The following is a 24,171-nucleotide window of genomic DNA, read 5'->3' as shown; positions in this document are numbered from 1 at the left end:
ATTTCTTTCAAGGAGGCATAAGTATGAAATTAAAAAAACTGTTAACCTTTACAACATCTTTAATTTTATCAACATCTATGATGGTTGGGTGTAGCAACAAAGGTAATGAAAGCTCATCAGGTAATTCATCAAATGTTATAAAAATCGGAATGGTAACAGATACAGGTGGAGTAAATGATGAATCTTTTAATCAATCAGCATGGGAAGGTCTTCAAAGACTAAAAAAAGAATATGGTGATAAAGTTAATGTTAAATATCTTGAGTCTAAACAAGATGCTGATTATACTCCAAATGTAGAAACTTTTGTAGATGAAGAGATGGATTTAATAATTGGAGTTGGATATAAGTTAGAAAATGCAATTAAAGAAGCTTCTAAAAACTATCCAGATAATAACTTTGCTATAATAGATACACAGGTAGATGCAAAAAATGTAGATTCATTATTATTTGCAGATAATGAGTCATCATATTTAACAGGATTAATAGCAGGTAAAATGACTAAAACTGGAAAAGTAGGATTTATTGGAGGTATGGAAAGTGAAGTAATAAGTAAATTTGAATATGGTTATAAGGCTGGTGTGTTGGACTCTAATCCAGAAGCTAAAATATCCACTCAGTATACAAATAGTTACACTGATTCAGCTTTAGGAAAATCAATAGCAAACCAAATGCATACAGATGGAGTAGATGTAATATTTACAGCAGCAGGTGCATGTGGAACAGGAGCTATAGAGGCAGCTAAAGAAAATAATAAAATGGCAATAGGTGTTGATCAAGATCAAAATAAACTAGCACCCAAAAATGTAATTACATCTGCTATGAAAAATGTAGATGTAACAGTATATAATATATCAAAAGATTTATTAGAAGGAAAATATGAAGGTGGAAAAGTAATAGTAAGTACTTTAGAAACTGAAGGTGTTGGAATAGCACCAACTACAAAAGATAATGTTCCTCAGGATATATTAGATTATGTCAATGAAATTAAAAACAAAGTAAAATATGGAGATATAAAAGTTCCAGCAACTAAGGATGAATTTGAAAAAACATATCCTAATAATAAATAGATAAAAAGCTTTCTTACTTTATGATTATTAATAAAATAATTATTTTGTAAGAAAGCTTATTTAATTAATAAGTTCATTAAAATACAGACTATTTATTATATGAAAAACTTATTGTTTGTTATTTTTTATATGAAATTTAATTAAAAATAATTATGTAATTAAATTTAATCATAATGAAACAAATAGATTAGGAGTTTTATGGATAATATATAAGTATATGCAATTATATTTACTAATTTTGTAAATAGTATATAACAATGATAAAAGAGAGAGGCTAAATTAATTAAAATAATTTAAATAATGTGCATCTTTTAAATAAAATACAAAAAAATGTCGAAAAAAGTTTGTTATATGAATTATATTTTAGTATAATAAAAAGTGCTGATTAGTAAATAAGGAGGGTAATAAAGAGCGATGAATAAAAGTAATGTGGATTACAGTCAAAAAGTTGTTGAGATGAAAAAGATAACTAAAAAGTTCGGAAACTTCGTGGCAAATGATAATATAGATTTGACTGTACATAAAGGAGAAGTACATGCTCTTTTAGGAGAAAATGGAGCAGGAAAATCTACACTAATGAATATATTATATGGTTTATATCATCCAACTTCTGGAGAAATACATATAAATGAAAAATTAGTAAATATCGATAACCCAAATGTAGCGATTGAAAATGGGATAGGGATGGTTCATCAACACTTTATGCTTGTTCAACCATTCACAGTAGCACAAAATATAATACTAGGTACTGAGCCAGTTAAAGGTTTAGGTGCTGTAGATATGAAAAAAGCTACTGAAGATGTTAAAGCATTATCGGAAAGATATGGACTATATGTAGATCCAAATGCAAAGGTTGAAGATATAACTGTAGGTATGCAACAAAGAGTAGAAATATTAAAAGCCTTATATAGAGGAGCTGAGATATTAATACTTGATGAGCCGACTGCTGTTCTTACACCTCAAGAAATAAATGAGCTTATGCAAATTATAAGAAATTTAACTAAAGAAGGTAAATCTGTAATAATAATAACTCATAAGTTAAAAGAAATAAAAGCAGCAGCTGATTACTGTACTATAATAAGAAGAGGTAAATATATAGATACAGTTAAGGTTTCAGAAACAAGCGAAGATGACTTAGCAGCAATGATGGTAGGTAGAGAAGTAAACTTCAAAGTAGATAAAGATGAACCTAAGTTAGGTGATGTTGTTTTATCAATTGAAGATTTAGTAGTAAGAGATAATAGAAATATAGCAGCTGTTGATGGATTATCATTAGAAGTTAGGGCTGGTGAAATACTAGGTATAGCAGGTATAGATGGTAATGGACAATCTGAATTAGTAGAAGCCCTTACTGGACTTAGAAAATCTGAATCTGGAAGTATAAAAATAAATGGACATGAAGTTATAAATAATAAGCCTATAGAAGTTTTCAAAAAAGGTATAAAAAATATACCAGAAGATAGACAAAAAAGAGGTTTAATATTAGACTTTACAATAGCTGAAAATACAGTATTACAAAATTATAAGGATCCTAGATTCTCTAAAAATGGAATTTTAAATAAATCAGCTATAGAAAAACATGCAGAAGAAATAATAAAAAGGTTTGATGTAAGACCTACGGATTATACTACAAAAGCGAGAGCTTTATCGGGTGGTAACCAACAAAAAATAATAATAGGTAGAGAAGTTGACAATATAGAGGTTTCAAGAGCAGCAACAAAAGAGCCACAATTATTGATAGCAACTCAACCAACTAGAGGTCTAGATGTTGGGGCGATAGAATTCGTTCATAGTTCTTTAGTTAAACAAAGAGATGAAGGAAATGCGGTACTTTTAGTATCTCTTGAATTAGATGAAGTTATGAATGTATCTGATAGAATCGCTGTAATATACGAAGGTAAAATTGTAGGTATAGTTGATGGTAAAGATGCAGATGAAAATACATTAGGATTTATGATGGCAGGAGGTGCAGAAGATGAGCAATAATAAGATTAAGAAAAAATCTGCTGCCAATAATGCTATTCTATTCTCACTAATATCAATAGTATTAGGTTTAATAGTTGGAGCAATAGCATTATTAATAGCTGGATTCAACCCAATTGATGCATATTCAGCTATGATAACAGGTGTAATTGGTAAGCCTAAATTCATAGCTTGGACTATAATAAGATCGACTCCGCTTATATTAACAGGTCTTTCTATTGCATTTGCATACAAGACAGGATTATTCAATATAGGAGCAGAAGGTCAGTTTATAATAGGTGCATTATTTGCAACTATAGTAGGTGCGGGTATTGAATTACCAGCAATAATACACATCCCATTAACTCTTTTAATAGCAGCAATAGCTGGTGCAGTTTGGGGTGGAATTGCAGGATGGTTAAAATCTAAATTTGGAATAAATGAAGTTATAGCTACAATAATGTTAAACTGGATAGCATTCTATTTAAGTAACTACTTAATAAGAACTAGCTTCTTAGCTCAAAATAATAGTGAAACTTCAATTAGTATACATGATAGTGCAAGCATAGGTATAGACTGGTTAAAAGGTTTAGTAGGTCCAGCTACTTCAGTAAACTGGGGAATAGTTATATCTATAGTAGTTATATTAATAGTATCATTCATATTATTCAAAACAACTTTAGGATTTGAATTAAGAGGTGTTGGACATAACATGTTTGGTGCAGAATACGGTGGAATAAACGTAAATAGATCTATACTACAATCTATGGCCATAGCAGGTTTAATAGCAGGTCTTGCTGGTGCAATACAAGTAATGGGTGTATCTCATAACATATCAGTATTAGCAGCACAAGAAGGTTATGGATTTGATGGTATAGCAGTAGCATTAATCGCTAATAGTAATCCAATAGGAGTTATATTCTCTGGATTATTATTCGGAGCATTTAAGTATGGAGGAACTAAAATGCAAGCCGTTGGAGCTCCTTCAGAAGTTGTAAGTATAGTTATTGGATCAATAGTTTACTTTATAGCATTAAGTAGTGTATTAAAAATGTTATATGATAAAATGAAAGAAAAAAGAAGTAAAGGGGGTAATGCATAATGCAACAATTAGCTTTAATAATCAGTACAACTTTAATGTACTCTACACCCCTTATATTTACAGCATTAGGTGGAGTATTTTCTGAAAAATCAGGTATAGTAAATATAGGTCTAGAAGGTATGATGGTTATGGGTGCATTTGCGGGTGCAGCATCAGGATACCTTTTAGGAAATCCATGGTTAGCGTTTATAATTGGTGGACTTGCAGGTGGATTATTTGCTCTAATCCATGCTATAGCAACAGTTAGTTTTAATGCAGACCATACAATATCAGGTGTTGCTATAAACTTACTTGCACCAGGGGTAGCATTATTTGTATCAAAAATAATGTTTGATGGAGCAACAATGACTCCAACAATACCAATGGAAAATAAGATACCAAGACCATTAAATGGATTATTTGAATCAGGAAGTATCTTAGATACTATATTTAACTCATATGCTACAGTTTATTTAGCATTTATATTAGTTTTTGTAGTATGGTATGTACTATATAAAACTAAGTTCGGTCTTAGAGTGACAGCGGTTGGGGAACACCCAGGTGCAGCAGATACTTTAGGTATAAATGTTACTCGTGTTAGATATGCTGCAGTTATAATATCTGGTATACTAGCTGGATTTGGTGGAGCATCCATGAGTTTAGCTGTTGTTTCATCATTCAGACCAACATTAATATCTGGTCAAGGATATATTGCTATGGCAGCAGTTATATTTAGTAAATGGAGACCACAATGGGCGATGGTAGCTTGTTTATTATTTGGTTTCTCAACTGCTTTAACTGTTTTCTTTGGAAATCCAGAATTACCATTTGTTATAAATGAAAACTTATTATCAATGATACCTTATATAGTAACTTTAATAGTACTAGTATTATTTGTTAAGAGTTCTAAGGCTCCATCAGCGCTTGGAAACCCATACAAAAAAGGTGAAAGATAATTAATATAAAACTCGTTATTTGTACAATATAGTACATATAGCGAGTTTTTTTATTATAAATAAAAGAGAATAAATATAGTTTAAAAATACTATTTATTGAAATAATAAACTATAAGATAAGATTTTATTATTAGCTAATCCTCTTTTATATAGTTAGAAAGGGGCGATACATTTGACCAATAAAGAAATTCATATAAGTTTCTCACCTCATCCTAGGATTAAGGCCCAAGAAATTTTGGAATCTAAGGAAGTAGATAAAAATGTGAGTTTAAATGGAGGTATGGTAGAATTAGTAATCAATCTTGATATGAAAAATGATATTGACTTAGAGGAGATAGGACAGGAAATTACCGATTTAATAATATGTATAGTAAAAGATAAATACTTAAAAGAATATATAGATAAAAGATACAAGGATAGTTATTTAAATGAGCTTGATATTATATATCAATATTCATTAGAAGTCTTTAATCGAATGGAAAATTTAATTAAAGATAGTATTCTAACGAAAGTATCTAATTATTTAAAATATGAAAATTACATAAATATAGAAGGTTTTTTAAAATTTAGGTTAAAAGAAGTTATTGTGTATTTATCTTCTATAATAGAAATTGCAATAGAGGAATATCAAGAGGAAAAAGACCAAAGTGAGTTTATAAATGTGCTAAAGTATTTTGTAGATATGCAAGATACTAAAATAGATTTACTTGTAGTGAATATATTAGAGGATAAAACATTTAAATTGTATGATAGTCAAGGTAAAAAAATAGATAATCTTGATAATGAAGACATTATAAATATGGTTATAAAAGAAGAGTTAAATTATGAAGATTTTTTAATAAGCACATTACTAGCGCTTTGTCCTAGAAAAATAAAGATACTAGATTATTTAAATGATAACTCGTCTAAATTGGTAATTGAAACTATAAAATCTATCTTTGAAGAAAGAGTTAGCGTTATATCAAAATATAAATAGTTATATATATTGATAGTAAAAAAATTCTTTTTTTAATTTATCATAAGCTTTATAATTGTATATATCTAAAATAAATATACAACATTATAAGGAGATTTTTATGAGCAATATATTAAAAGTGATGCTATTAGCAAGTATTGGTGGAGTTATTGGATACATAACTAATGTTTTAGCTATAAAATTAATATTTAGGCCAATACAACCTATAAAAATACCGATATTAAACTTTGAAATAATAGGTCTTATACCGAAAAGAAGGAATGAAATATCTAAAAATATAGGTGAAATAATTCAAGATGAGTTTTTATCTATGGATGAGATACTAGAGAGTATAATGACCGAAAATGATAAAGAAAAAATTATAGAATACATAAAAGAAAAAATAAATAATATAGCACAAGAAAAAATGTCTTTTGTACCATTTCCAATAAGAGGAATGATAGAAGGATATATTATGGATGCAGTTGACTCAGAAGTAAGAGTTGCTATAAATGAGTTAAGTGAAGAAATGATAAATAAAGCGAAAGAACGTATAAATATACAAGAAATGGTAGAAACTAAGATAAATGAATTAGATCTATACGAGCTTGAAGATTTAATTATAAGAGTTGCTAAAAAAGAATTAAAACATATAGAAGTATTAGGATTAATATTAGGATTTTTAATAGGGATAATACAAGGCATTATCGTAATATTCATATAAAATATTAAGGTTGATACAAATTTTACTATCTGATATAATAGTGATAATAACTCAAGATTATTGCTAAGATAAGGACGAGTAAAGTAGAACTAATTTACAGAGAGGAAGGGTCATCGGCTGTAAGCCCATCTAAATATAGCTATTTGAAAACTACCTTTGAGCAGAACTTATTAGCATAAATTTATGTGAAAGTGTTCGGTTGACAACCTTATAGTCAACAAGAGGATTTATATTATTGTTATAAATCAACTTGGGTGGAACCACGAATTAATACTCGTCCCAATATTTTTATTGGCGACGAGTTTTTTTAATATATAAAATAAATAGGAGGCACTAGGTATGATAAAGATTACATTAAAAGATGGATCTGTAAGGGAATTTGAAAATGAACTTTCAGTTATGGAAATAGCTAAATCTATCAGTGAAGGATTAGCTAGAGCAATAGTTGCAGCTTCTGTAAATGGTAAAGTTGTAGGACTTGACTACATAGTAAAGGAAGACTGTGAATTAAACTTATTTAAATTTGAAGATGAAGAAGGTAAAGATGTATTTAGACATACATCAGCTCATATGTTAGCACAAGCTATAAAGAGATTATACCCAGAAGCTAAGTTTGCAATAGGACCAACTGTTGAAAATGGATTCTATTATGATATAGACTTAGAACACAGATTAACTAATGAAGATTTAGAAAAACTAGAGAAAGAAATGAAAAAAATAGCTAAAGAAGATGTAGCTATAGAAAGATATGAATTACCAAGAGAAGAAGCTTTAGCTTGGGCTAAAGAAAATTCAGAAATATATAAAGAAGAACTTATATCAGAATTACCTGAAGGGGAAGTAATATCATTCTATAAGCAAGGTGATTTTACTGATTTATGTAGAGGACCACATTTACCTTCAACTAAGAAAGTTAAAGCTGTTAAGTTATTAAGCGTTGCAGGTGCATACTGGCGTGGAGATGAAAAGAATAAAATGCTTCAAAGAATTTATGGTATATCTTTTGAAAAAAATAAAGATTTAGAAGAATACCTACACATGTTAGAGGAAGCTAAAAAGAGAGACCACAGAAAATTAGGTAAAGAATTAGATTTATTCTTTATACCAGAAGAAGGTCCAGGTTTCCCATTATTTTTACCAAAAGGTATGGAACTTAAAAATGAATTATTAAAATTCTGGAGAGAAATACACAGAGCAGATGGATACCAAGAAATAGAAACTCCAATAATATTAAATCAAAAGCTATGGGAGACTTCTGGACACTGGTTCAACTATAAAGAAAATATGTATACTGTAGATATAGATGACCAACAATTTGCTATAAAACCAATGAACTGTCCAGGTTCACTAATATACTATAACTTTAAACCACATTCATATAAAGAATTCCCAATGAAAGTTGCGGAACTTGGTAGAGTTCATAGACATGAATTATCTGGTGCATTACATGGACTTATGAGAGTTAGAGCATTTACTCAAGATGATGCTCATATATTCATGTTGCCAGAACAAATAAAAGATCAAATAAAAGGTGTTGTAGATTTAATAGATAGAGTTTATAAGACTTTTGGATTTGAATATCACTTAGAGTTATCTACTAGACCAGAAAACTCAATAGGAAGTGATGCAGACTGGGAGATAGCTGAAAATGGATTAAGAGAAGCTTTAGAAGATCTTAACTTATCTTATATATTAAATGAAGGTGATGGAGCATTCTATGGACCTAAAATAGACTTCCATTTAAGGGATTGTTTAGGTAGAACATGGCAATGTGGAACAATACAATTAGATATGCAGTTACCTCAAAGATTTGACATAACTTATGTTGGTCAAGATGGTGAAAAGCATAGACCAGTAATGATACACAGAGTTGCTTTTGGAAGTATAGAAAGATTTATAGGTATATTAATAGAACACTATGCTGGTAAGTTCCCAGTATGGTTAGCGCCAACTCAAGTTAGAATACTTCCTATATCAGATAAATATAATGATTATGCTAATGAAGTTAAAGATACTTTATTTGCAAAAGGTATAAGAGTTGAAATAGATGATAGAGCTGAAAAAACAGGATTTAAAATAAGAGAAGCACAACTTCAAAAAATACCATACATGATAATAGTAGGAGAAAAAGAAGAAGCGGATAAGACTATATCTGTAAGATCAAGAGATAAAGGCGAAATAGGAGCTGTATCTGTAGATGAATTCGTTAACACTATAACTGAAGAAGTAGTAAATAGAGTAAATGTAGAACAGTTTTAATTTAATAAAATAAAAATAAAAATCCACTGATATGTAACACTATATCGGTGGATTTTTTAATTAATATTAATTTACCATTTCTTTTTTTATTAAAGATTGTAATTCTTCATGAGTCATAGTCTCCTTGTCATGAAGATACTTAGAAACTATATGTAAGTCATTTATATTATTGTTTAATAGATCTAGAGTTTCCTTATAACAATCCTGGACTATACTATTTGCTTCTTTTTGAACTTGTTCGGATAAAATTGTTTTGATATTTCCATCAATAGTCATAAATCCTAATTTACTCATTCCATATTCACATACCATTTGGTTTGCTATATCTGTTACTTTTTTCAAATCATCCTTAGCACCTGTGGATTGATGATTAAATATTATTTCTTCTGATGCTTTTCCTGCTAATAGAATTTTTATTTTACTCATTAATTCTTCTTTAGTATAAATATATCTATCCTCATCAGGTAGTTGGAGAACATATCCAAGTGCTTCTCCTCTTGGAACTATTGAAATTTTTTGAATAGGACAAATTCCTAAAATATTGCTGACTATAGCATGACCAGCTTCATGATAAGAAACTATTTCTTTTTCTTTTGCTATTAAAGTAGAATTTTTAGATTCTAATCCTGCAATAACTCTTTCTAAAGCTTTATCAAAATGAAGAGCAGTTATAATAGGGCTATTGTCTCTTACAGCAAATATAGCGGCCTCATTTGCAATATTAGATAAATGAGCACCATTGAAACCATGAGTTTTTTTTGCTAGAAGCTCTAAATCAACAGATGCATCTAAAGGTTTATTATTAGTATGAACTTTTAAAATTTCAAATCTAGTGTGGAAGTTAGGTGATCCTATATGAATATGTCTATCGAATCTTCCTGGTCTAAGTAAGGCTTCATCTAATAAGTCAAGTCTATTTGTAGCTCCAACAACTATTACATTGGAATCTTTATTAAAACCATCCATTTCTACTAAAAGTTGATTTAATGTTTGATCTTTTTCATTATTACTCTCTAAGTGTCTTTTTGCTCCTATGGCGTCTATTTCATCAATGAAAATAATACTTGGTGCTTCTTTTCTAGCTTTTTCAAATAAAGTTCTGACACGTTTTGCACCAACACCTACATATTTTTCAACAAACTCAGAACCTGTTACGTTAAAAAATGATGAATTAGTTTCTCCAGCTACTGCTGATGCAAGAAGTGTTTTTCCGGTACCAGGTGGTCCGTAAAATAAAACACCTTTAGGTATTTTAGCACCCATTTTTTTGTACTTATCTGGGAACTTCATAAAATCCACTATTTCAAACAACTCTTCTTTTACTTCGTCAAGTCCAGCTACGTCTAAAAAAGTGGTTTTAGGTTTTGTACTATTTGTATCTTCGTTTTGCGTATCCTTTTCTATTTTTGTTTGTGCAAATACAGGAACAGGATTATTAAATTTTTTAAAGAAATTATTTAACATTTTCATAGACATACACCTCAGATAATAAAAATTATTAATTTATTTTATATTTTCCATAGTTACTAATATTTATTATTTAAATTTTTCCATAAATAAATTATTTATGTGATATTTTTAAGTATAGCCACAAATTGTATAATAATTACTCAATTAAGCAAAATAATAATATAATATAAATAGTAAGATATAATAATCATTAAATAAAATTAAAAATAAAAGTTAATATATTCTTGACACAATAAAAAATATGTAGTATATTATATGAAGTAGTTAAGAAAAAACAAAGAAGAAGTCCGCTTCTCACCTTGCAACGCAAGTTCGTAAGGTCAATATAAGTTTAACCTTTATTTATAAAGAGGTTATGATTATTATGACTTATATTAGCGGATGATTTAAATATCATTCGCTTTTTTTAATATATATATAAAATTTTGGAGGTGTCCTACCATTAGCAAAGAATTGTCAATGAATGATCAAATAAGAGATAAGGAAATAAGAGTTATCTCAGAAACTGGAGAGCAACTTGGAATAATGTCATCTAAAGAAGCTCAAATATTAGCAAATAATAAAAATTTAGATTTAGTTAAGATTTCACCAAATGCTAATCCACCAGTTTGCAAAATAATGGATTATGGAAAATATAAATACGAACAAGCGAGAAAAGAAAAAGAAGCAAGAAAAAACCAAAAAACAATAACAGTTAAAGAAATAAGACTTAGACCAGGTATTGAATCTAATGACTTACAAACTAAGGCTAACAATGCTATAAAATTCCTTAAAAAAGGAGATAAAGTTAAAGTTGAACTTAGATTCAGAGGTAGAGAATTAGGACATAAAGATATTGGTAAAGAAGTAATGCTTAAATTTATAGATATAGTAAAAGAGTTTGGAGAACCAACAAAAGCCCCAGCATTCGAGGGGAATAATATGGTTGTAATTATAGATCCAAAAAAATAGATAATTAACTGAGAGGAGGAATTTATCATGCCAAAAATGAAAACTCATAGAGGTGCTGCTAAAAGATTCAAGAAGACTGGAACTGGAAAGTTAAAGAGAGCTAAAGCTTTCAAAAGACATATACTAACTAAGAAAAATGCTAAGACTAAAATGAACTTAAGAAAGTCTGCAATAGTTAGTGAAGGTGATGCTAGAAGAATAGCACAATTATTACCATACTAAGATTTAAAACAAAAGACAAAAAATAGATTAACGTAAAGATTATTAAAGGAGGTCACGACGATGGCAAGAGTTAAAAAAGCTATGAACGCTCGTAAAAAGCATAAAAAAGTATTAAAACTTGCAAAAGGATTTATAGGATCTAGAAGCAAATTATATAGACCAGCAAATACTTTCGTAATGAAAGCATTAAAGAACGCATATATAGGTAGAAAGTTAAAGAAGAGAGACTTCAGAAAACTTTGGATACAAAGAATAAACGCTGCAACTAGAATGCACGGATTATCTTACTCAAGATTCATGAACGGATTAAAATTAGCAGGTGTTGAAGTTAACAGAAAGATGTTATCTGAAATGGCTATACAAGATCCTCAAGGATTCGCTCAATTAGTAGAAGTTGCTAAATCAAAATTAGCTTAATTATACGATAAAACGGTAAACTGATATGAAGTTTACCGTTTTTTTATGTAATTTTTTAAGTTTGAATAGAGAATATTATAAATAAAATGTGTATAATATTATTAAGCAAAATAAATGATAATTAAATCAAATCCTCCTATTATTGTTTTTAGGTTAAATTTGGAATATAATAAAATAATGGTTACTAAAGCGTACTTATATAAGGAGGTCAAGAAATTGAAGTCGTTATTAAAAAGGACTATGGGTTACATAAATAATTTAGATCCTGCTCAGATAATGGTAATGGGATTTGCAGCTGTAATATTATTTGGTGCTTTTTTATTGAACTTACCAATAGCAACTAAAAATGGAGAAAGTATAGGATTTTTAGATGCAGTATTTACAGCTACATCTGCAGTGTGTGTTACAGGACTAATTGTAGTAGATACAGCAACATATTGGAGTCATTTTGGTCAAATAGTAATTATAACATTAATACAAGTAGGTGGACTAGGATTTATGACTATAGCCACTATGTTTGCACTTTTAACAAAGAAGAAAATTAATTTAAGAGAAAGACTACTGATTCAAGAATCTTTAAATCAAAGAGATTTATCAGGTATGGTAAAGTTAACTAGATATGTAATATTGATAACTCTTTTAATAGAAGGTATAGGTGCGATTCTATTATCATTTACTTTTATACCACAATTTGGATTAGGTAGAGGTATTTGGTATAGTATATTTCATGCCATATCAGCATTTTGTAATGCTGGATTTGATTTGATGGGTTCTGTTAGTGGACCATTTACATCTTTAACATCATATGTAGATAATTTTATGATAGTTATGACTATATCTATGCTTATAATACTAGGAGGAATTGGATTCCCAGTAATGCTAGATGTGATAAATACTAAGAAATTATCAAGATTGAATATGCATTCAAAGATTGTTTTAGTAACAACATTAATACTTATTGCTATTGGGACAGTATTTATATTTATTGTAGAATTTAATAATCCTAAAACTCTAGGACCATTAAGTATTTTTGGCAAAGCTTTAGCAGCGTTCTTCCAGTCAGTTACAGCTAGAACAGCTGGATTTAATACAATAGATTTGACCTTAATACAAGAAAGTAGTTTATTTATAATGATAATACTAATGTTCATAGGAGCATCTCCAGCATCAACTGGTGGTGGTATAAAAACTACTACGTTAGCATCTCTAGTTATAACAGTTAAAAGCTTTATATCTGGAAAGGCTGATATAGAAGCTTATGAAAGAAGAATAAGTGCTTCAGTTGTAACTAAGGCTGTAGGAATATTCTTTATAGCCATATCACTTGTAGTACTTGGAACTTTAGCACTATCGCTAACTGATCCAGGATTTACTTTAGTTGAATGTGGATTTGAAATAGTTTCAGCAATAGCTACAGTAGGTTTAAGTACAGGGGGAAGCCCTAATTTAACATCAATGGGTAAAATAGTAGTAATGATAGCTATGTTTATAGGTAGAGTTGGATCTTTAACTATTTTTGTGGCATTATTATCAAGAGGAGCTAAGAAAAAGCCACCAGTTAGATATCCAGAAGGAAAAATAATAGTAGGATAAATTATACATATTGAGAGGATAAAATCATGAAACAATATATAGTTATTGGTTGTGGAAGATTTGGTGCATCTGTAGCTACTACAATGCATCTTTTAGGTCATCAAGTTATGGCTATAGATAAAGGTGAAGAAATAATTCAAAATATATCAGATAAAGTTACTCATGCAGCAATTGTTGATGTGACTGATGAAGCTGCTCTAAGATCCCTAGGACTTGGAAATTTTGATGTTGCTATAGTTGCTATAGGTTCGGATATAAGGGCATCTATAATGGCTACACTTATAGCTAAAGAGATGGGTGTAAAGCAAATTGTATGTAAAGCAAAAGATGAATTACAAGCAAAAGTACTTTATAAAATAGGAGCTGATAGAGTTGTATTTCCAGAGAGAGATATGGGAGTTAGAGTAGCTCACAACTTAGTATCAGATAATATATTAGATCATATAGAGTTAGATCCAGAATATTCTATAGTAGAAATTGTTACTCCAAATAAATGGGTAGGAAAAACATTAATCGAGTTAGATTTAAGAGCTAAGTATGAGATAACAGTTCTTGCTATAAAATCTGGTAAAAGGATAAATGTAACACCTTCTCCTCAAGAAGAATTAAAGGCTGGGAGTATATTAGTTGTAATTGGACAAAATAATAATATAAGTTCTATTGCTTCAGAAAATAAGGACTTGATTAGGAGAAGATAATAATCATGACAGTTATGATAAGCAGTAAAGATAATGAAAAAGTTAAATATACAAAATCGTTGCTAAAAACTAAAAATAGAAATAAAGAAAATAAATTTATAATAGAAGGATATAGAATCTTAACCTTAGCAATAGAATGTAATGCAGATTTAGATTATGTATTTATTAATGAAGATTTTGAAAATAAAAAAGAGCATTCTCAATTTTTAGATGTTCTTAAAAATAAAAATATAAAAATATATAAAGCTACAAATAAGATATTTAATGAATTAGTTGACACAGAAAATACTCAAGGTATTTTAGCTGTTGTAGGTTTTAAAAATAGAGATATAGATAATAATATAGAAGATTCGCATAAATTTGTATTGATTTTAGATAGAATACAAGATCCAGGTAATATGGGAACTATAATTAGAACAGCAGATGCAGCTGGTGTAGATGCAATAATAAATTTAAAAGGATGTGTAGATATATACAATCCAAAAGTTATACGCTCAACTATGGGGTCTATTTTTGATATGAATATAATACAATCAACACAAGAAGAGGCTCTTAGAGTTTTGAAAAATAATAATTTTGAAATTGTATCGAGTTATTTAAATACAGATAATTATTATAACACTGTAAGTTATAATAATAAGGTAGCATTAGTTATAGGAAATGAAGCTAATGGAGTTAATGATGAACTAATAAGTATCTCAGACACATTAGTTAAGATACCGATATATGGAAATGCAGAATCTTTAAATGCAGCTATAAGTTCAGCTATATTAATGTATGAGATAAAGAAATCTTTAGTATAGAATATTGTAAGTATATATATTGATATGTTATAATATTGTATCAGTATATACATAAAATATAATTCAAATACAGTGAAAGAGAAAAGTATTTTAGATTAACTTAGTATAGAGATAAGTACCTTGGCTGGAAGTACTTTCTAAGTATTTAAAAGAAGTTCCCTCTGGAGTTTTAAAGCTGAATTAATAGTAGGCTTTAACGTTAAAACGCGTTAAGTTTATACGAGGTGGTTTAGAATATTAATTTTCTAAGCTACTAGGGTGGTACCGCGAAATTATAACCTTTCGTCCCTAGACAGGGATGAAGGGTTTTTTTTATATTTAAATAAGAAAAATTGAAAGGGTGATAAATAGTGCAAGAAAAATTACTTAATCTAAAAGATATCGCTTTAGGTGAAATACAAGATGCTTCTACTATAGAAGAATTAGAAGGTTTAAGAGTAAAATACTCAGGAAAAAAAGGTCAATTAACTGCTATCATGAAAGAAATGGGTAAATTATCGGCAGAAGAAAGACCTGTTGTAGGTAAAGTAGCTAATATAGTTAGAGAAGCTATTGAAGGTGGGATAAACACTAAAAAAGAAGAAATAAAAGCAATAGAAAAAGAAAAACAATTAGCTAGCGAAGTTATAGATGTTACAATGCCAGGTAAGACATTTACAGTTGGTAAAAAACATCCTATAAGCCAAATAATAGATGAAGTATCAGAAATATTTATGGGACTTGGATTTTCAATAGCGGAAGGTCCTGAAGTTGAGACAATAGAAAATAACTTTGATGCATTAAATGCTCCAAAAGACCATCCATCAAGAGATATGAGTGATACATTCTACATAAATAGTGAATTATTACTTAGAACTCAAACATCTCCAGTTCAAGTTAGAACTATGAAGAGTCAGGATTTACCGATAAAAGTAATATCTCCAGGTAGATGTTTTAGATTTGACTCTCCAGATGCTACACATTCACCAATGTTCCATCAAATAGAAGGATTAGTTGTTGGTAAGGATGTTACAATGGCACAGCTTAAAGGAACTTTAGATAACTTCGTTAAGAAACTATTTGGAGAAGAAACTAAAACTAAGTTTAGACCACATAACTTCCCATTCACAGAGCCAAGTGCAGAGGTTGATGTTACATGCTTTAAGTGTGGTGGAGAAGGATGTGCAATGTGTAAACAAGAAGGATGGATAGAAATATTAGGAGCTGGTATGGTTCATCCAAACGTACTAAGAAATTGTGGAATAGATCCAGAAGTATACAGTGGATTTGCATTCGGTATGGGTGTAGAGAGAATTGGTATGCTTAAATATGAGATAGATGATATAAGATTATTATTTGAAAATGATATGAGATTCTTAAATCAATTTTAATTAGGAGGTAGATAATATGTTAGTATCTTTAAAATGGCTTAGAGATTATGTTGATATAGATATGGACACTAAAGAGTTTGCTGACAAAATGACTATGACAGGAACTAAAGTGGAAAAAGTAGATTTCTTCGGAGAAGAAATAGAAAATGTTGTTGTTGGTAAAATACTAGAAATAACAGAGCATCCAAATGCTGATAAATTAATTGTGACTAAAGTTGATGTAGGAACTGAGGTTATACAAATAGTAACTGGAGCTAAAAATGTATCTGTAGGGGATTTTATACCAGTTGCAAGAATAGGTGCGAAGTTACCTGGTGGAATAAAAATTAAAAAAGGTAAACTAAGAGGAGAGCTTTCAGAAGGTATGATGTGCTCTGCTGAAGAATTAGGAATAGATGAGCATTTTGTAGCTGAACATAAGAAAAATGGAATATACATATTAGATCATGAAGATTCTTATGAATTAGGAAAAGATGTAAAAGAAGTAATGGGAATAAATGATGCTTTAATAGAGTTTGAATTAACATCTAATAGACCTGATTGTAGATCTATGATAGGTATAGCTAGAGAAGCTGCTGTAACTATAAACTCTAAATTAAAGTATCCAGAAATAGTTGTAAAAGAAGAAGGACAAGATATAAACTTTGATATAAAAATAGAAAATGAAGACTTATGTAATAGATATTGTGCAAGAACAGTAAAAAATGTAAAGATAGGTCCATCTCCATATTGGATGCAAAGAAAACTTATAGAAGCTGGTGTTAGACCAATAAATAATATAGTAGATATAACTAACTATGTAATGATAGAACTTGGCCAACCATTACATGCATTTGATTTAAGCAAATTAACTACTGGTAAAATAGTTGTTAAAAATGCTCAAGATGGAGAAAAGTTTACTACTTTAGATGAAGTTGAAAGAACTCTAGATAAAGATATGTTAGTTATAACAGATGGAGAAAAATCTTTAGCACTTGCAGGTGTTATGGGAGGACTTAACTCTGAAATAGATGATAATACTACAGAAGTTTTATTAGAAGGTGCAAGCTTTAAGAGAGAAAATATAAGAGCAACATCTAAAAAATTAGGTCTTAGAACTGAAGCTTCAGGAAGATATGAAAAAGGAATAGATACTAACCTTGCAAAAGAAGCTGTAAATAGAGCTGCTCAATTAATAGAAATGTTAGGTTGTGGAACTGTTGATAAAGGAGTAGTAGATATATATCCAACTAAGCCAGAAGTTAAGAAATTAGTAGTTAATCCACAAAGAATAAATAAATTATTAGGTGTAGAAGTGCCTATGGATCAATTTGTAGGAATATTAGAATCTTTAGAATTTAATTGTAACTTAGTTTCTAGTGAAAAATTAGAAATAGAAGTTCCAAGCTTTAGATTAGATATGGAACAAGAAGCAGATGTATTTGAAGAAATCGCAAGAATATATGGATTTGAAAATATACCTTCAGCACAATTAGAAGGAAATGCTACTGCTGGAGTTAAAACTGCTAAACAAAAGTTCATGGATAATGTAAAAAATACTGCTACATCTATAGGATTAAATGAAATATTAACTTATTCATTTGTAAGTCCAAAAGGAGTAGATAAAATACAACTTCCAGAAAATGATCCAAAGAGAAGCTTTGTAACTCTTATAAATCCATTAGGTGAAGAAACTTCAGTAATGAGAACTACAATGATGCCAAGTATGCTTGATGTTTTATATACAAATATATCTCGTAAAGTAGACAGTTCATGTGCATTTGAATGTGGTCACACATTTACTCCACAAAATGGATTACCTAAGGAACATAATCATGTATGTATAGGAATGTATGGCAAAGATGTAGATTTCTTTGCATTAAAAGGTGCTATAGAGGTTATATGTAAGAGTGTTGGATTTAACGATTATGAAGTAATACCAGAAAAAGAAAATTCAACATTCCACCCAGGAAGATGTGCAAGATTAGAATATAATGGAATGTATGTAGGTACATTTGGAGAGTTACATCCGAATGTAATAGAAAACTATAGTTTAGGTCAAAGAGTTTACATAGCTGAATTAGACCTTGATGTAATATTTGAAAATAGTAGCAATAATATAGTTTATAGCCCATTACCAAAATTCCCATCTACATCAAGAGATATAGCTTTAATAGTTAAAGATGATGTATATGTAAAAGACATAGAAGATATAATAAAATCTAATGGAGCTGGACTTGTTGAAGCTTATAAATTATTTGATGTATATAAAGGTGCACAAATAGAGGAAGGTCATAAGTCAATAGCGTATTCTATAACATATAGAAGTAAAGAAAAAACATTAACAGATGAAGATGTGGCTAAAGTGCATGACGTAATACTAAAAGAATTAGCAGAAAAATTAAATGCAAATTTAAGATCAAACTAACTCATCTGTATAGGGGGGATTAGTGTGAATAATGTTAATAAAGTAACTGTGAAAATTCAAGGTGTAGAGTATCCAATGGTTGGAGATAAACCTGCACATGAGATGATTAAAGTAGCAAGCTATGTTGATCAAGAAATGACAAAAGTTGTAGAAAGTAACCCTAAATTAAGTACAGTTATGGCTGGAATAGTTACTGCTATAAATATAACAGATCAACTGTTTGAATGTGATAATTATAGTAGTGAATTAGCAAAAGAAAATGATGATTTAAGACGTAGAGTAGATCAAACTGATGAGGGTCTTAAGTTAGAAATAAAAAAATTACAACTTCAATTAGACAGTAGAGATAAAGAAATTACTGAAAAAGTATCTAAAATAGAAAGTTTAAATAAATTAATTGAAGAGAAAAATAAAGCGTTAGAAGCAAAAGAGGCTGAAATAGATAACTTAAGTATTTCAACAGAAGGATCTCAATCAGAAGTAGAAAATTATAAATCAGAAATAGAAGATTTAGAAATGCTACTTAAAGGAGCAGAAGAGAGAGCAAAAATTGCAGAAAGCTTATCATCAGAGTTCCAAAATAAAGCATACAAGCTACAATTAAAGTATACTGAATTAGAAAATGAATTGAAATATTTAAGAGCTATGAGATAGTTAGAAATTAGGGGATGTCTAAAATGAGTTAAATCATTCAAAGGCATCCTCTTTTAATTTAAAAATTTAAAGTAAAGTTTATATGTTTTTAATGTATACTTAAGTGGGTATAAAACTTTATTAGACTTAAAAATTAAAATATAGGAAAATAGAAGATACTATTAATATTATAAATTTCCTTGAAGGAGGATCAAAATGAAAGACATAGAATTACTAGCACCTGTTGGTTCCTTTGAAGCTTTAAAGGCAGCTGTACAAAATGGAGCAAATGCGGTTTATTTAGGAGGAAAAGATTTTAGTGCAAGAGCATCTGCAAATAACTTTGATAGAGATGAATTAAAAGAAGCTGTTAGATATGCACATATAAGAAATGTACAAGTTTTTGTTACTGCAAATACATTAATCAAGCAAGATGAAATTGAAAGCTTTGTAGAGTATGCTAAATTTTTATATGATATAGATGTAGATGCAATAATACTTCAAGATATAGGAATTGCAAAATTAATAAAGAAATTACTACCAGATTTTGAATTACATGCAAGTACACAAATGGTAGCACATTCACTAGAAGATGTTAAATATCTTGAAAATGCAGGATTTGATAGAGTTGTACTAGCTAGAGAATTAACGGTAGAAGAAATAAAAGAAATTTGTGATAATACAAGTGTTGATATAGAGGTATTTGTACATGGAGCATTATGTGTATGCTATTCAGGGCAATGTTTAATGAGTAGTATGCTAGGAAATAGATCTGGAAATAGAGGTAGATGTGCACAACCTTGTAGACAAAAATACGAATTAATTGATATACACACAGGAGAAGTAATAAATAGCAATGGAGATTACTTGTTGAGTCCAAGAGATTTAAGTACAATAGAAGAAATAGATAAGGTAATAGATGCAGGAGTTCACTCTTTAAAAATAGAGGGTAGAATGAAAAGACCAGAATATGTCGCAACAGTTATAAGTAGTTACAGAAAGACTGTAGATAACTATTTAAAAAAACATAAAGTAAATGTTTTAGATGAAACTATTAATGATTTATATACTATTTTTAATAGAAAATTTACAAAAGGTCTTATACTAGGTGAAGTAGGTAAAGGTGTAATGAACCCTGAGATTCCTAATAATCAAGGTTTATACGTAGGAAAAGTTTTAGACTTTAATAAAAAGGCTAAAAGGCTAAGATTAAAGTTAGAAAATACCCTTAAAAAAGGCGATGGTATAAATCTAGGAGGAGGAACTATTGGTAGAATAATAAAAGAGGGTGAAATAACTACAATAGCTCATAAGGGAGATATAATTGAATTAGATTTTGTTGGAGAAGCAAGAAAGCATCAAGTAGTATTTAAAACTTCAGACAGTGAGCTTATGGACAGGGTTCAAAGTACGTTCCAACAAGATAAGGAACTAGTGAAAAGCAATATAGATGCCAAGTTAACTATAAAATTAGGTCAAAAGCCAGTATTAACCTTCATAGATTCAAAAGGAAATAAAGCTTCTATAGAAGGTGATAAAGTTGTAGAAGAAGCTATGAAGGTAGCTTTAAGTAAAGAGAAGGTAGAATCTCAGATTCAAAAGCTTGGAAACACTCCATATCAATTAAATAAAATAAATACAATTCTTGATGAAGGTGTAAGTTTACCAATAAGTATAATTAATCAAATGAGAAGAGATTGTATAGATTTATTAAATGAAGAAAGAGTAAAAGTAAAAGATAGAAAATATAAACATGAAAAAATATCATATAGACCAGTTAAGGTTAGAAAAGATGTAAAACCAAAGCTTAGAGTAAAAGTTAAAAACTTAGAACAATTAAAATCTGCATTAGAATGTGAAATAGATGCAGTTTATTATGAAGATATATTAACTTTAGATAAAGCTTTAGAAATGGGGATTAAGTATAATAAAAAGGTTATATATTCATCCCCTAGAATAATTAGAAATAGAGAATACAAGAGTTTAGAAAAAGCTAATAAATTAAATTTAAATGAAGTACAAGTAGGTACATTAGGTGGAATAGATTACTTTAAAGGTAAGAAATTAAGTATAGATTACTTCTTAAATGCATTCAATAGTGAAACAATAAACCATTTTAAAAATGAAGGTGCGCAATCTCTATGTATATCTCAAGAGCTTAATTTACAAGAGATAAAAGAAACTCTACAATATACTGATATGGAAATTGAAGGTGTAGTATATGGATATGCAACCATGATGGTAACTGAATATTGTCCAATGGGAGTTTTAGTTCGTGATTGTAAAAAAGATAAAAGAGCAGCTAAATGTAATCAAAGTATATATGCATTAAAGAGTTTTAAAGGAGATATGTTCAGAATATCTCAAGATATATTCTGTAGAAGTACAATATATAATTCAAATGTTACTTGCATGTTAGATAATTTAGAAGAGATAATAAAATGTGGAATAGATGTGTTGAGATTAGATTTTACACAAGAAAATGGGCGAATGGTTAGAGATATTATAGAAGCTCATACAGAAGTACTAAATAATAATTATAGGTTGGGAGCAAAGGCAACTAATTTATATAATTATTTAGATTCAAAAGGAACTACATCGGCTCATTACTATAAAGGTGTAGAATAAAGATATGAAAAAAATTATATTAATAACTGGTTTATTACTGTTGATAATAACATTAATATCCACAATAGTATTAAAAAGTATATCATCAAGAGATAATAATACACAGTTTGCAGAGAAAAAAGCTGAAGATTTAAATCCAATATCAAAAGAAAGTGCAATAAAAGTATTAAAATCTGAATTCGGTGATGGTGTAATGAATACAATAGAAGATATAGAGGAAGAAAATGATAATTATATCATAGATGTAAATATTAATTTAGGTGCTTCAGAAGAACATACCCACACAGAAGAAGAGTTATCAACAGAAGAAGTAAGTATATCAGAAGATGGAGAGCATATAATCAACTTAGGTATTCACAAAATTAACAAATACACAGGTGAATTAGTATATAACAATTAAACATAATAAATTAATTAAAAATCAATTTATTATTTGGTAAATAAAAAATAGATTCAAATATATCTGTTTTAATGATAAATTTGAATCTATTTACTTAAATATTAATTAACGAATTGATTTTAATATTTCTAATAAGTAATTCCATGTATTTTCAGTAGATTTTATATTTAAATGTTCATTAGGAGTATGAACATCAAACATATCAGGACCTAACGATATAGCTTCAGCATTAGGCATTTTGTCTAATAATAATCCACACTCAAGTCCTGCATGAATTGCCATTATTATAGGTTTTTTGCCTGTTAATTTTTCATAAGTTTCAACACAAATTTTTTCAAGTTCAGATCCCTTTGCATATTCCCAAGCAGGATAATCACTTTCAACAACAAACTTACCACCTAAAGAGTTTGTTAATAAATCCATTCTATTTAAAATGTCATCCTTTAAAGTACTAACAGAACTTCTAACTGCACTTTCAAATAATATTTCATTATCGTTATTAACTACAACACCTAAATTAGTAGAGCTTTCTACAAGACCGTTTATATCCATACTCATAGTTTGAATTCCATTTGGAATTAGATTATACATTTTGATTATTTTATCTTTTAATTCAGGCGTGAATACTTTATCAACGTTTGTTTCTTTAACTTCTACAATAAGTCCTGGATCAGAAGTACTAAACTCATGCTTAAATAAACTTTCTATTTTTGATATTTGATTTTTAGTTTCATCAAGTAAGTTTTTATCAATTACTATTACACATTCTGCCTCACGAGGAATAGCATTGTTTTTAGAACCACCATGAATATTAGCTAAATCATAATCAACCTTTAATAAATTTAGAAGTCTACCTAATAATTTATTTGAATTAGCTCTTTGTTTTATGATATCCATACCAGAGTGACCACCTAAAAGTCCTTTTATATCTATTGATAGACCTACTTTATTATCTGAAACTTGAGTATATTCAACTGGTAATGTAGTTTTAGCTGTAGCTCCACCAGCGCAGCTTACTAATATATATCCTTCTTCTTCAGAATCTAAGTTTAATATATACTTAGATTTAAGTTTAGAACCATCTAAATTCATAGCACCAGTCATACCAGCTTCTTCATCTACAGTAACTAAAAACTCTATTTCAGGATGCTCAATAGAATTATCAGCAAGTACTGCCATCCCCATAGCTACAGCAATACCATTATCTGCACCTAAAGTAGTTCCACTAGCGTATATCATACCATCTTCAATTCTTAATTTTAAAGGATCTTTAGTAAAGTCATGAACAGTATCTTTATTTTTTTCACAAACCATATCCATATGACCTTGTAACATAACACAAGGAGCATTTTCATATCCCTTAGTTGCAGGTTTTCTTATTATTATATTTAAATATTCATCTTGAATTGTCTCTAATCCTAAATCCTCCCCAAATTTACGAAGAAAATCACTTATTCCTTTTTCGTTTCCAGAGCCTCTAGGTATTTGAGAAATCTCTTCGAAATATTTAAATACTAATTGAGGTTTTAAATCTTGTAAAACTTTTTCCATAAGATAGAATCTCCTTTATTATAA

20 protein-coding genes and 2 other annotated features are annotated in these 24,171 nt (G+C 29.1%); of the genes, 18 read left to right on the top strand and 2 right to left on the bottom strand.

Annotation, left to right across the window (positions count from 1 at the left end):
* Positions 1-23: 23 nt before the first annotated feature.
* From I2A66_RS10355 to thrS, 7 genes are all read left to right on the top strand, one after another.
* Positions 24-1,067: a BMP family lipoprotein gene (locus I2A66_RS10355; protein WP_195251566.1), complete on the top strand. Its 1,044-nt coding sequence runs from the start codon at positions 24-26 to the stop codon at positions 1,065-1,067.
* 414 nt (positions 1,068-1,481) lie between these two features.
* On the top strand, positions 1,482-3,053 hold the full coding sequence (locus I2A66_RS10350) for an ABC transporter ATP-binding protein (RefSeq protein WP_122639326.1): 1,572 nt from the start codon (positions 1,482-1,484) through the stop codon (positions 3,051-3,053).
* Entirely contained in the window at positions 3,043-4,131 is a 1,089-nt protein-coding gene (locus I2A66_RS10345; RefSeq protein WP_122639325.1) for an ABC transporter permease, read from the top strand. Before I2A66_RS10350 ends, I2A66_RS10345 begins: the two co-directional genes overlap by 11 nt.
* Positions 4,131-5,066, top strand: coding sequence for an ABC transporter permease (locus I2A66_RS10340; RefSeq protein WP_122639324.1), 936 nt, complete (start codon positions 4,131-4,133; stop codon positions 5,064-5,066). The genes I2A66_RS10345 and I2A66_RS10340 overlap by 1 nt, the downstream gene beginning before the upstream one ends.
* Before the next feature lie 172 nt (positions 5,067-5,238).
* Positions 5,239-6,042, top strand: a complete 804-nt coding sequence (locus tag I2A66_RS10335; protein WP_122639323.1) for a putative sporulation protein YtxC — start codon at positions 5,239-5,241, stop codon at positions 6,040-6,042.
* A 100-nt stretch (positions 6,043-6,142) separates the two neighbouring features.
* On the top strand, positions 6,143-6,745 hold the full coding sequence (locus I2A66_RS10330) for a DUF445 domain-containing protein (RefSeq protein ID WP_122639322.1): 603 nt from the start codon (positions 6,143-6,145) through the stop codon (positions 6,743-6,745).
* A gap of 56 nt (positions 6,746-6,801) precedes the next feature.
* Positions 6,802-7,030, top strand: a binding site (T-box leader).
* Positions 7,031-7,084: 54 nt separating this feature from the next.
* Positions 7,085-9,004, top strand: a complete 1,920-nt coding sequence (gene thrS / locus I2A66_RS10325) for a threonine--tRNA ligase (RefSeq protein WP_147516371.1) — start codon at positions 7,085-7,087, stop codon at positions 9,002-9,004.
* Positions 9,005-9,070: 66 nt separating this feature from the next.
* On the opposite strand, the gene I2A66_RS10320 is transcribed toward thrS, so the two are convergent.
* On the bottom strand, positions 9,071-10,474 hold the full coding sequence (locus I2A66_RS10320; protein ID WP_147516372.1) for an ATP-dependent metallopeptidase FtsH/Yme1/Tma family protein: 1,404 nt from the start codon (positions 10,472-10,474) through the stop codon (positions 9,071-9,073).
* Between the two features lie 459 nt (positions 10,475-10,933).
* Between I2A66_RS10320 and infC the strand changes: the two genes are divergently transcribed.
* From infC to I2A66_RS10265, 11 genes are all read left to right on the top strand, one after another.
* Entirely contained in the window at positions 10,934-11,425 is a 492-nt protein-coding gene (infC, locus tag I2A66_RS10315; protein ID WP_164488998.1) for a translation initiation factor IF-3, read from the top strand.
* A 27-nt stretch (positions 11,426-11,452) separates the two neighbouring features.
* A complete protein-coding gene (rpmI, locus tag I2A66_RS10310) occupies positions 11,453-11,647 on the top strand; it encodes a 50S ribosomal protein L35 (RefSeq protein ID WP_122639318.1) in 195 nt (64 codons plus the stop codon).
* Between the two features lie 60 nt (positions 11,648-11,707).
* Positions 11,708-12,064 carry a 50S ribosomal protein L20 gene (rplT, locus tag I2A66_RS10305; protein WP_122639317.1) on the top strand — a complete coding sequence of 119 codons (357 nt, stop codon included), beginning with the start codon at positions 11,708-11,710 and terminating at the stop codon, positions 12,062-12,064.
* A gap of 240 nt (positions 12,065-12,304) precedes the next feature.
* Positions 12,305-13,657, top strand: a complete 1,353-nt coding sequence (locus I2A66_RS10300; protein ID WP_442970287.1) for a TrkH family potassium uptake protein — start codon at positions 12,305-12,307, stop codon at positions 13,655-13,657.
* A gap of 26 nt (positions 13,658-13,683) precedes the next feature.
* On the top strand, positions 13,684-14,355 hold the full coding sequence (locus I2A66_RS10295; RefSeq protein ID WP_122639315.1) for a potassium channel family protein: 672 nt from the start codon (positions 13,684-13,686) through the stop codon (positions 14,353-14,355).
* Positions 14,356-14,360: 5 nt separating this feature from the next.
* Positions 14,361-15,158, top strand: a complete 798-nt coding sequence (locus I2A66_RS10290; protein ID WP_122639314.1) for a TrmH family RNA methyltransferase — start codon at positions 14,361-14,363, stop codon at positions 15,156-15,158.
* A 63-nt stretch (positions 15,159-15,221) separates the two neighbouring features.
* Positions 15,222-15,451 (top strand) — a binding site (T-box leader).
* A 57-nt stretch (positions 15,452-15,508) separates the two neighbouring features.
* Positions 15,509-16,528 (top strand): phenylalanine--tRNA ligase subunit alpha, encoded by a 1,020-nt coding sequence (gene pheS / locus I2A66_RS10285; protein WP_147516374.1) that lies wholly within the window; start codon positions 15,509-15,511, stop codon positions 16,526-16,528.
* 16 nt (positions 16,529-16,544) lie between these two features.
* On the top strand, positions 16,545-18,935 hold the full coding sequence (pheT, locus tag I2A66_RS10280) for a phenylalanine--tRNA ligase subunit beta (RefSeq protein ID WP_147516375.1): 2,391 nt from the start codon (positions 16,545-16,547) through the stop codon (positions 18,933-18,935).
* Between the two features lie 24 nt (positions 18,936-18,959).
* The gene (gene zapA / locus I2A66_RS10275) at positions 18,960-19,589 is read left to right on the top strand and encodes a cell division protein ZapA (protein WP_243113331.1); all 630 of its coding nucleotides are present in this window, start codon (positions 18,960-18,962) and stop codon (positions 19,587-19,589) included.
* A 195-nt stretch (positions 19,590-19,784) separates the two neighbouring features.
* A complete protein-coding gene (locus I2A66_RS10270) occupies positions 19,785-22,196 on the top strand; it encodes a DUF3656 domain-containing U32 family peptidase (protein ID WP_147516376.1) in 2,412 nt (803 codons plus the stop codon).
* A gap of 4 nt (positions 22,197-22,200) precedes the next feature.
* Complete coding sequence (locus I2A66_RS10265; RefSeq protein ID WP_122639310.1) at positions 22,201-22,596, top strand: hypothetical protein; 396 nt, start codon at positions 22,201-22,203, stop codon at positions 22,594-22,596.
* Between the two features lie 105 nt (positions 22,597-22,701).
* Here I2A66_RS10265 and I2A66_RS10260 read toward each other — a convergent pair whose 3' ends face one another.
* Positions 22,702-24,147, bottom strand: a complete 1,446-nt coding sequence (locus I2A66_RS10260) for an aminoacyl-histidine dipeptidase (RefSeq protein WP_147516377.1) — start codon at positions 24,145-24,147, stop codon at positions 22,702-22,704.
* Positions 24,148-24,171 lie beyond the last annotated feature (24 nt).

The organism is Romboutsia sp. 1001713B170207_170306_H8 (assembly GCF_015550495.1).
In the GTDB taxonomy this organism is placed as follows: domain Bacteria; phylum Bacillota; class Clostridia; order Peptostreptococcales; family Peptostreptococcaceae; genus Romboutsia_E.
The sequence above is the reverse complement of the archived record's forward strand: the minus strand, read 5'-3'. Positions and strand labels throughout refer to the sequence as shown.

Coding starts and splice junctions, on each gene's coding strand:
- I2A66_RS10355 (WP_195251566.1), top strand. CDS start 24: ATGAAATTAAAAAAACTGTTAACCTTTACAACATCTTTAATTTTATCA.
- I2A66_RS10350 (WP_122639326.1), top strand. CDS start 1,482: ATGAATAAAAGTAATGTGGATTACAGTCAAAAAGTTGTTGAGATGAAA.
- I2A66_RS10345 (WP_122639325.1), top strand. CDS start 3,043: ATGAGCAATAATAAGATTAAGAAAAAATCTGCTGCCAATAATGCTATT.
- I2A66_RS10340 (WP_122639324.1), top strand. CDS start 4,131: ATGCAACAATTAGCTTTAATAATCAGTACAACTTTAATGTACTCTACA.
- I2A66_RS10330 (WP_122639322.1), top strand. CDS start 6,143: ATGAGCAATATATTAAAAGTGATGCTATTAGCAAGTATTGGTGGAGTT.
- thrS (WP_147516371.1), top strand. CDS start 7,085: ATGATAAAGATTACATTAAAAGATGGATCTGTAAGGGAATTTGAAAAT.
- I2A66_RS10320 (WP_147516372.1), bottom strand. CDS start 10,474: ATGAAAATGTTAAATAATTTCTTTAAAAAATTTAATAATCCTGTTCCT.
- infC (WP_164488998.1), top strand. CDS start 10,934: ATGAATGATCAAATAAGAGATAAGGAAATAAGAGTTATCTCAGAAACT.
- rpmI (WP_122639318.1), top strand. CDS start 11,453: ATGCCAAAAATGAAAACTCATAGAGGTGCTGCTAAAAGATTCAAGAAG.
- rplT (WP_122639317.1), top strand. CDS start 11,708: ATGGCAAGAGTTAAAAAAGCTATGAACGCTCGTAAAAAGCATAAAAAA.
- I2A66_RS10300 (WP_442970287.1), top strand. CDS start 12,305: ATGGGTTACATAAATAATTTAGATCCTGCTCAGATAATGGTAATGGGA.
- I2A66_RS10295 (WP_122639315.1), top strand. CDS start 13,684: ATGAAACAATATATAGTTATTGGTTGTGGAAGATTTGGTGCATCTGTA.
- I2A66_RS10290 (WP_122639314.1), top strand. CDS start 14,361: ATGACAGTTATGATAAGCAGTAAAGATAATGAAAAAGTTAAATATACA.
- pheT (WP_147516375.1), top strand. CDS start 16,545: ATGTTAGTATCTTTAAAATGGCTTAGAGATTATGTTGATATAGATATG.
- I2A66_RS10270 (WP_147516376.1), top strand. CDS start 19,785: ATGAAAGACATAGAATTACTAGCACCTGTTGGTTCCTTTGAAGCTTTA.
- I2A66_RS10265 (WP_122639310.1), top strand. CDS start 22,201: ATGAAAAAAATTATATTAATAACTGGTTTATTACTGTTGATAATAACA.
- I2A66_RS10260 (WP_147516377.1), bottom strand. CDS start 24,147: ATGGAAAAAGTTTTACAAGATTTAAAACCTCAATTAGTATTTAAATAT.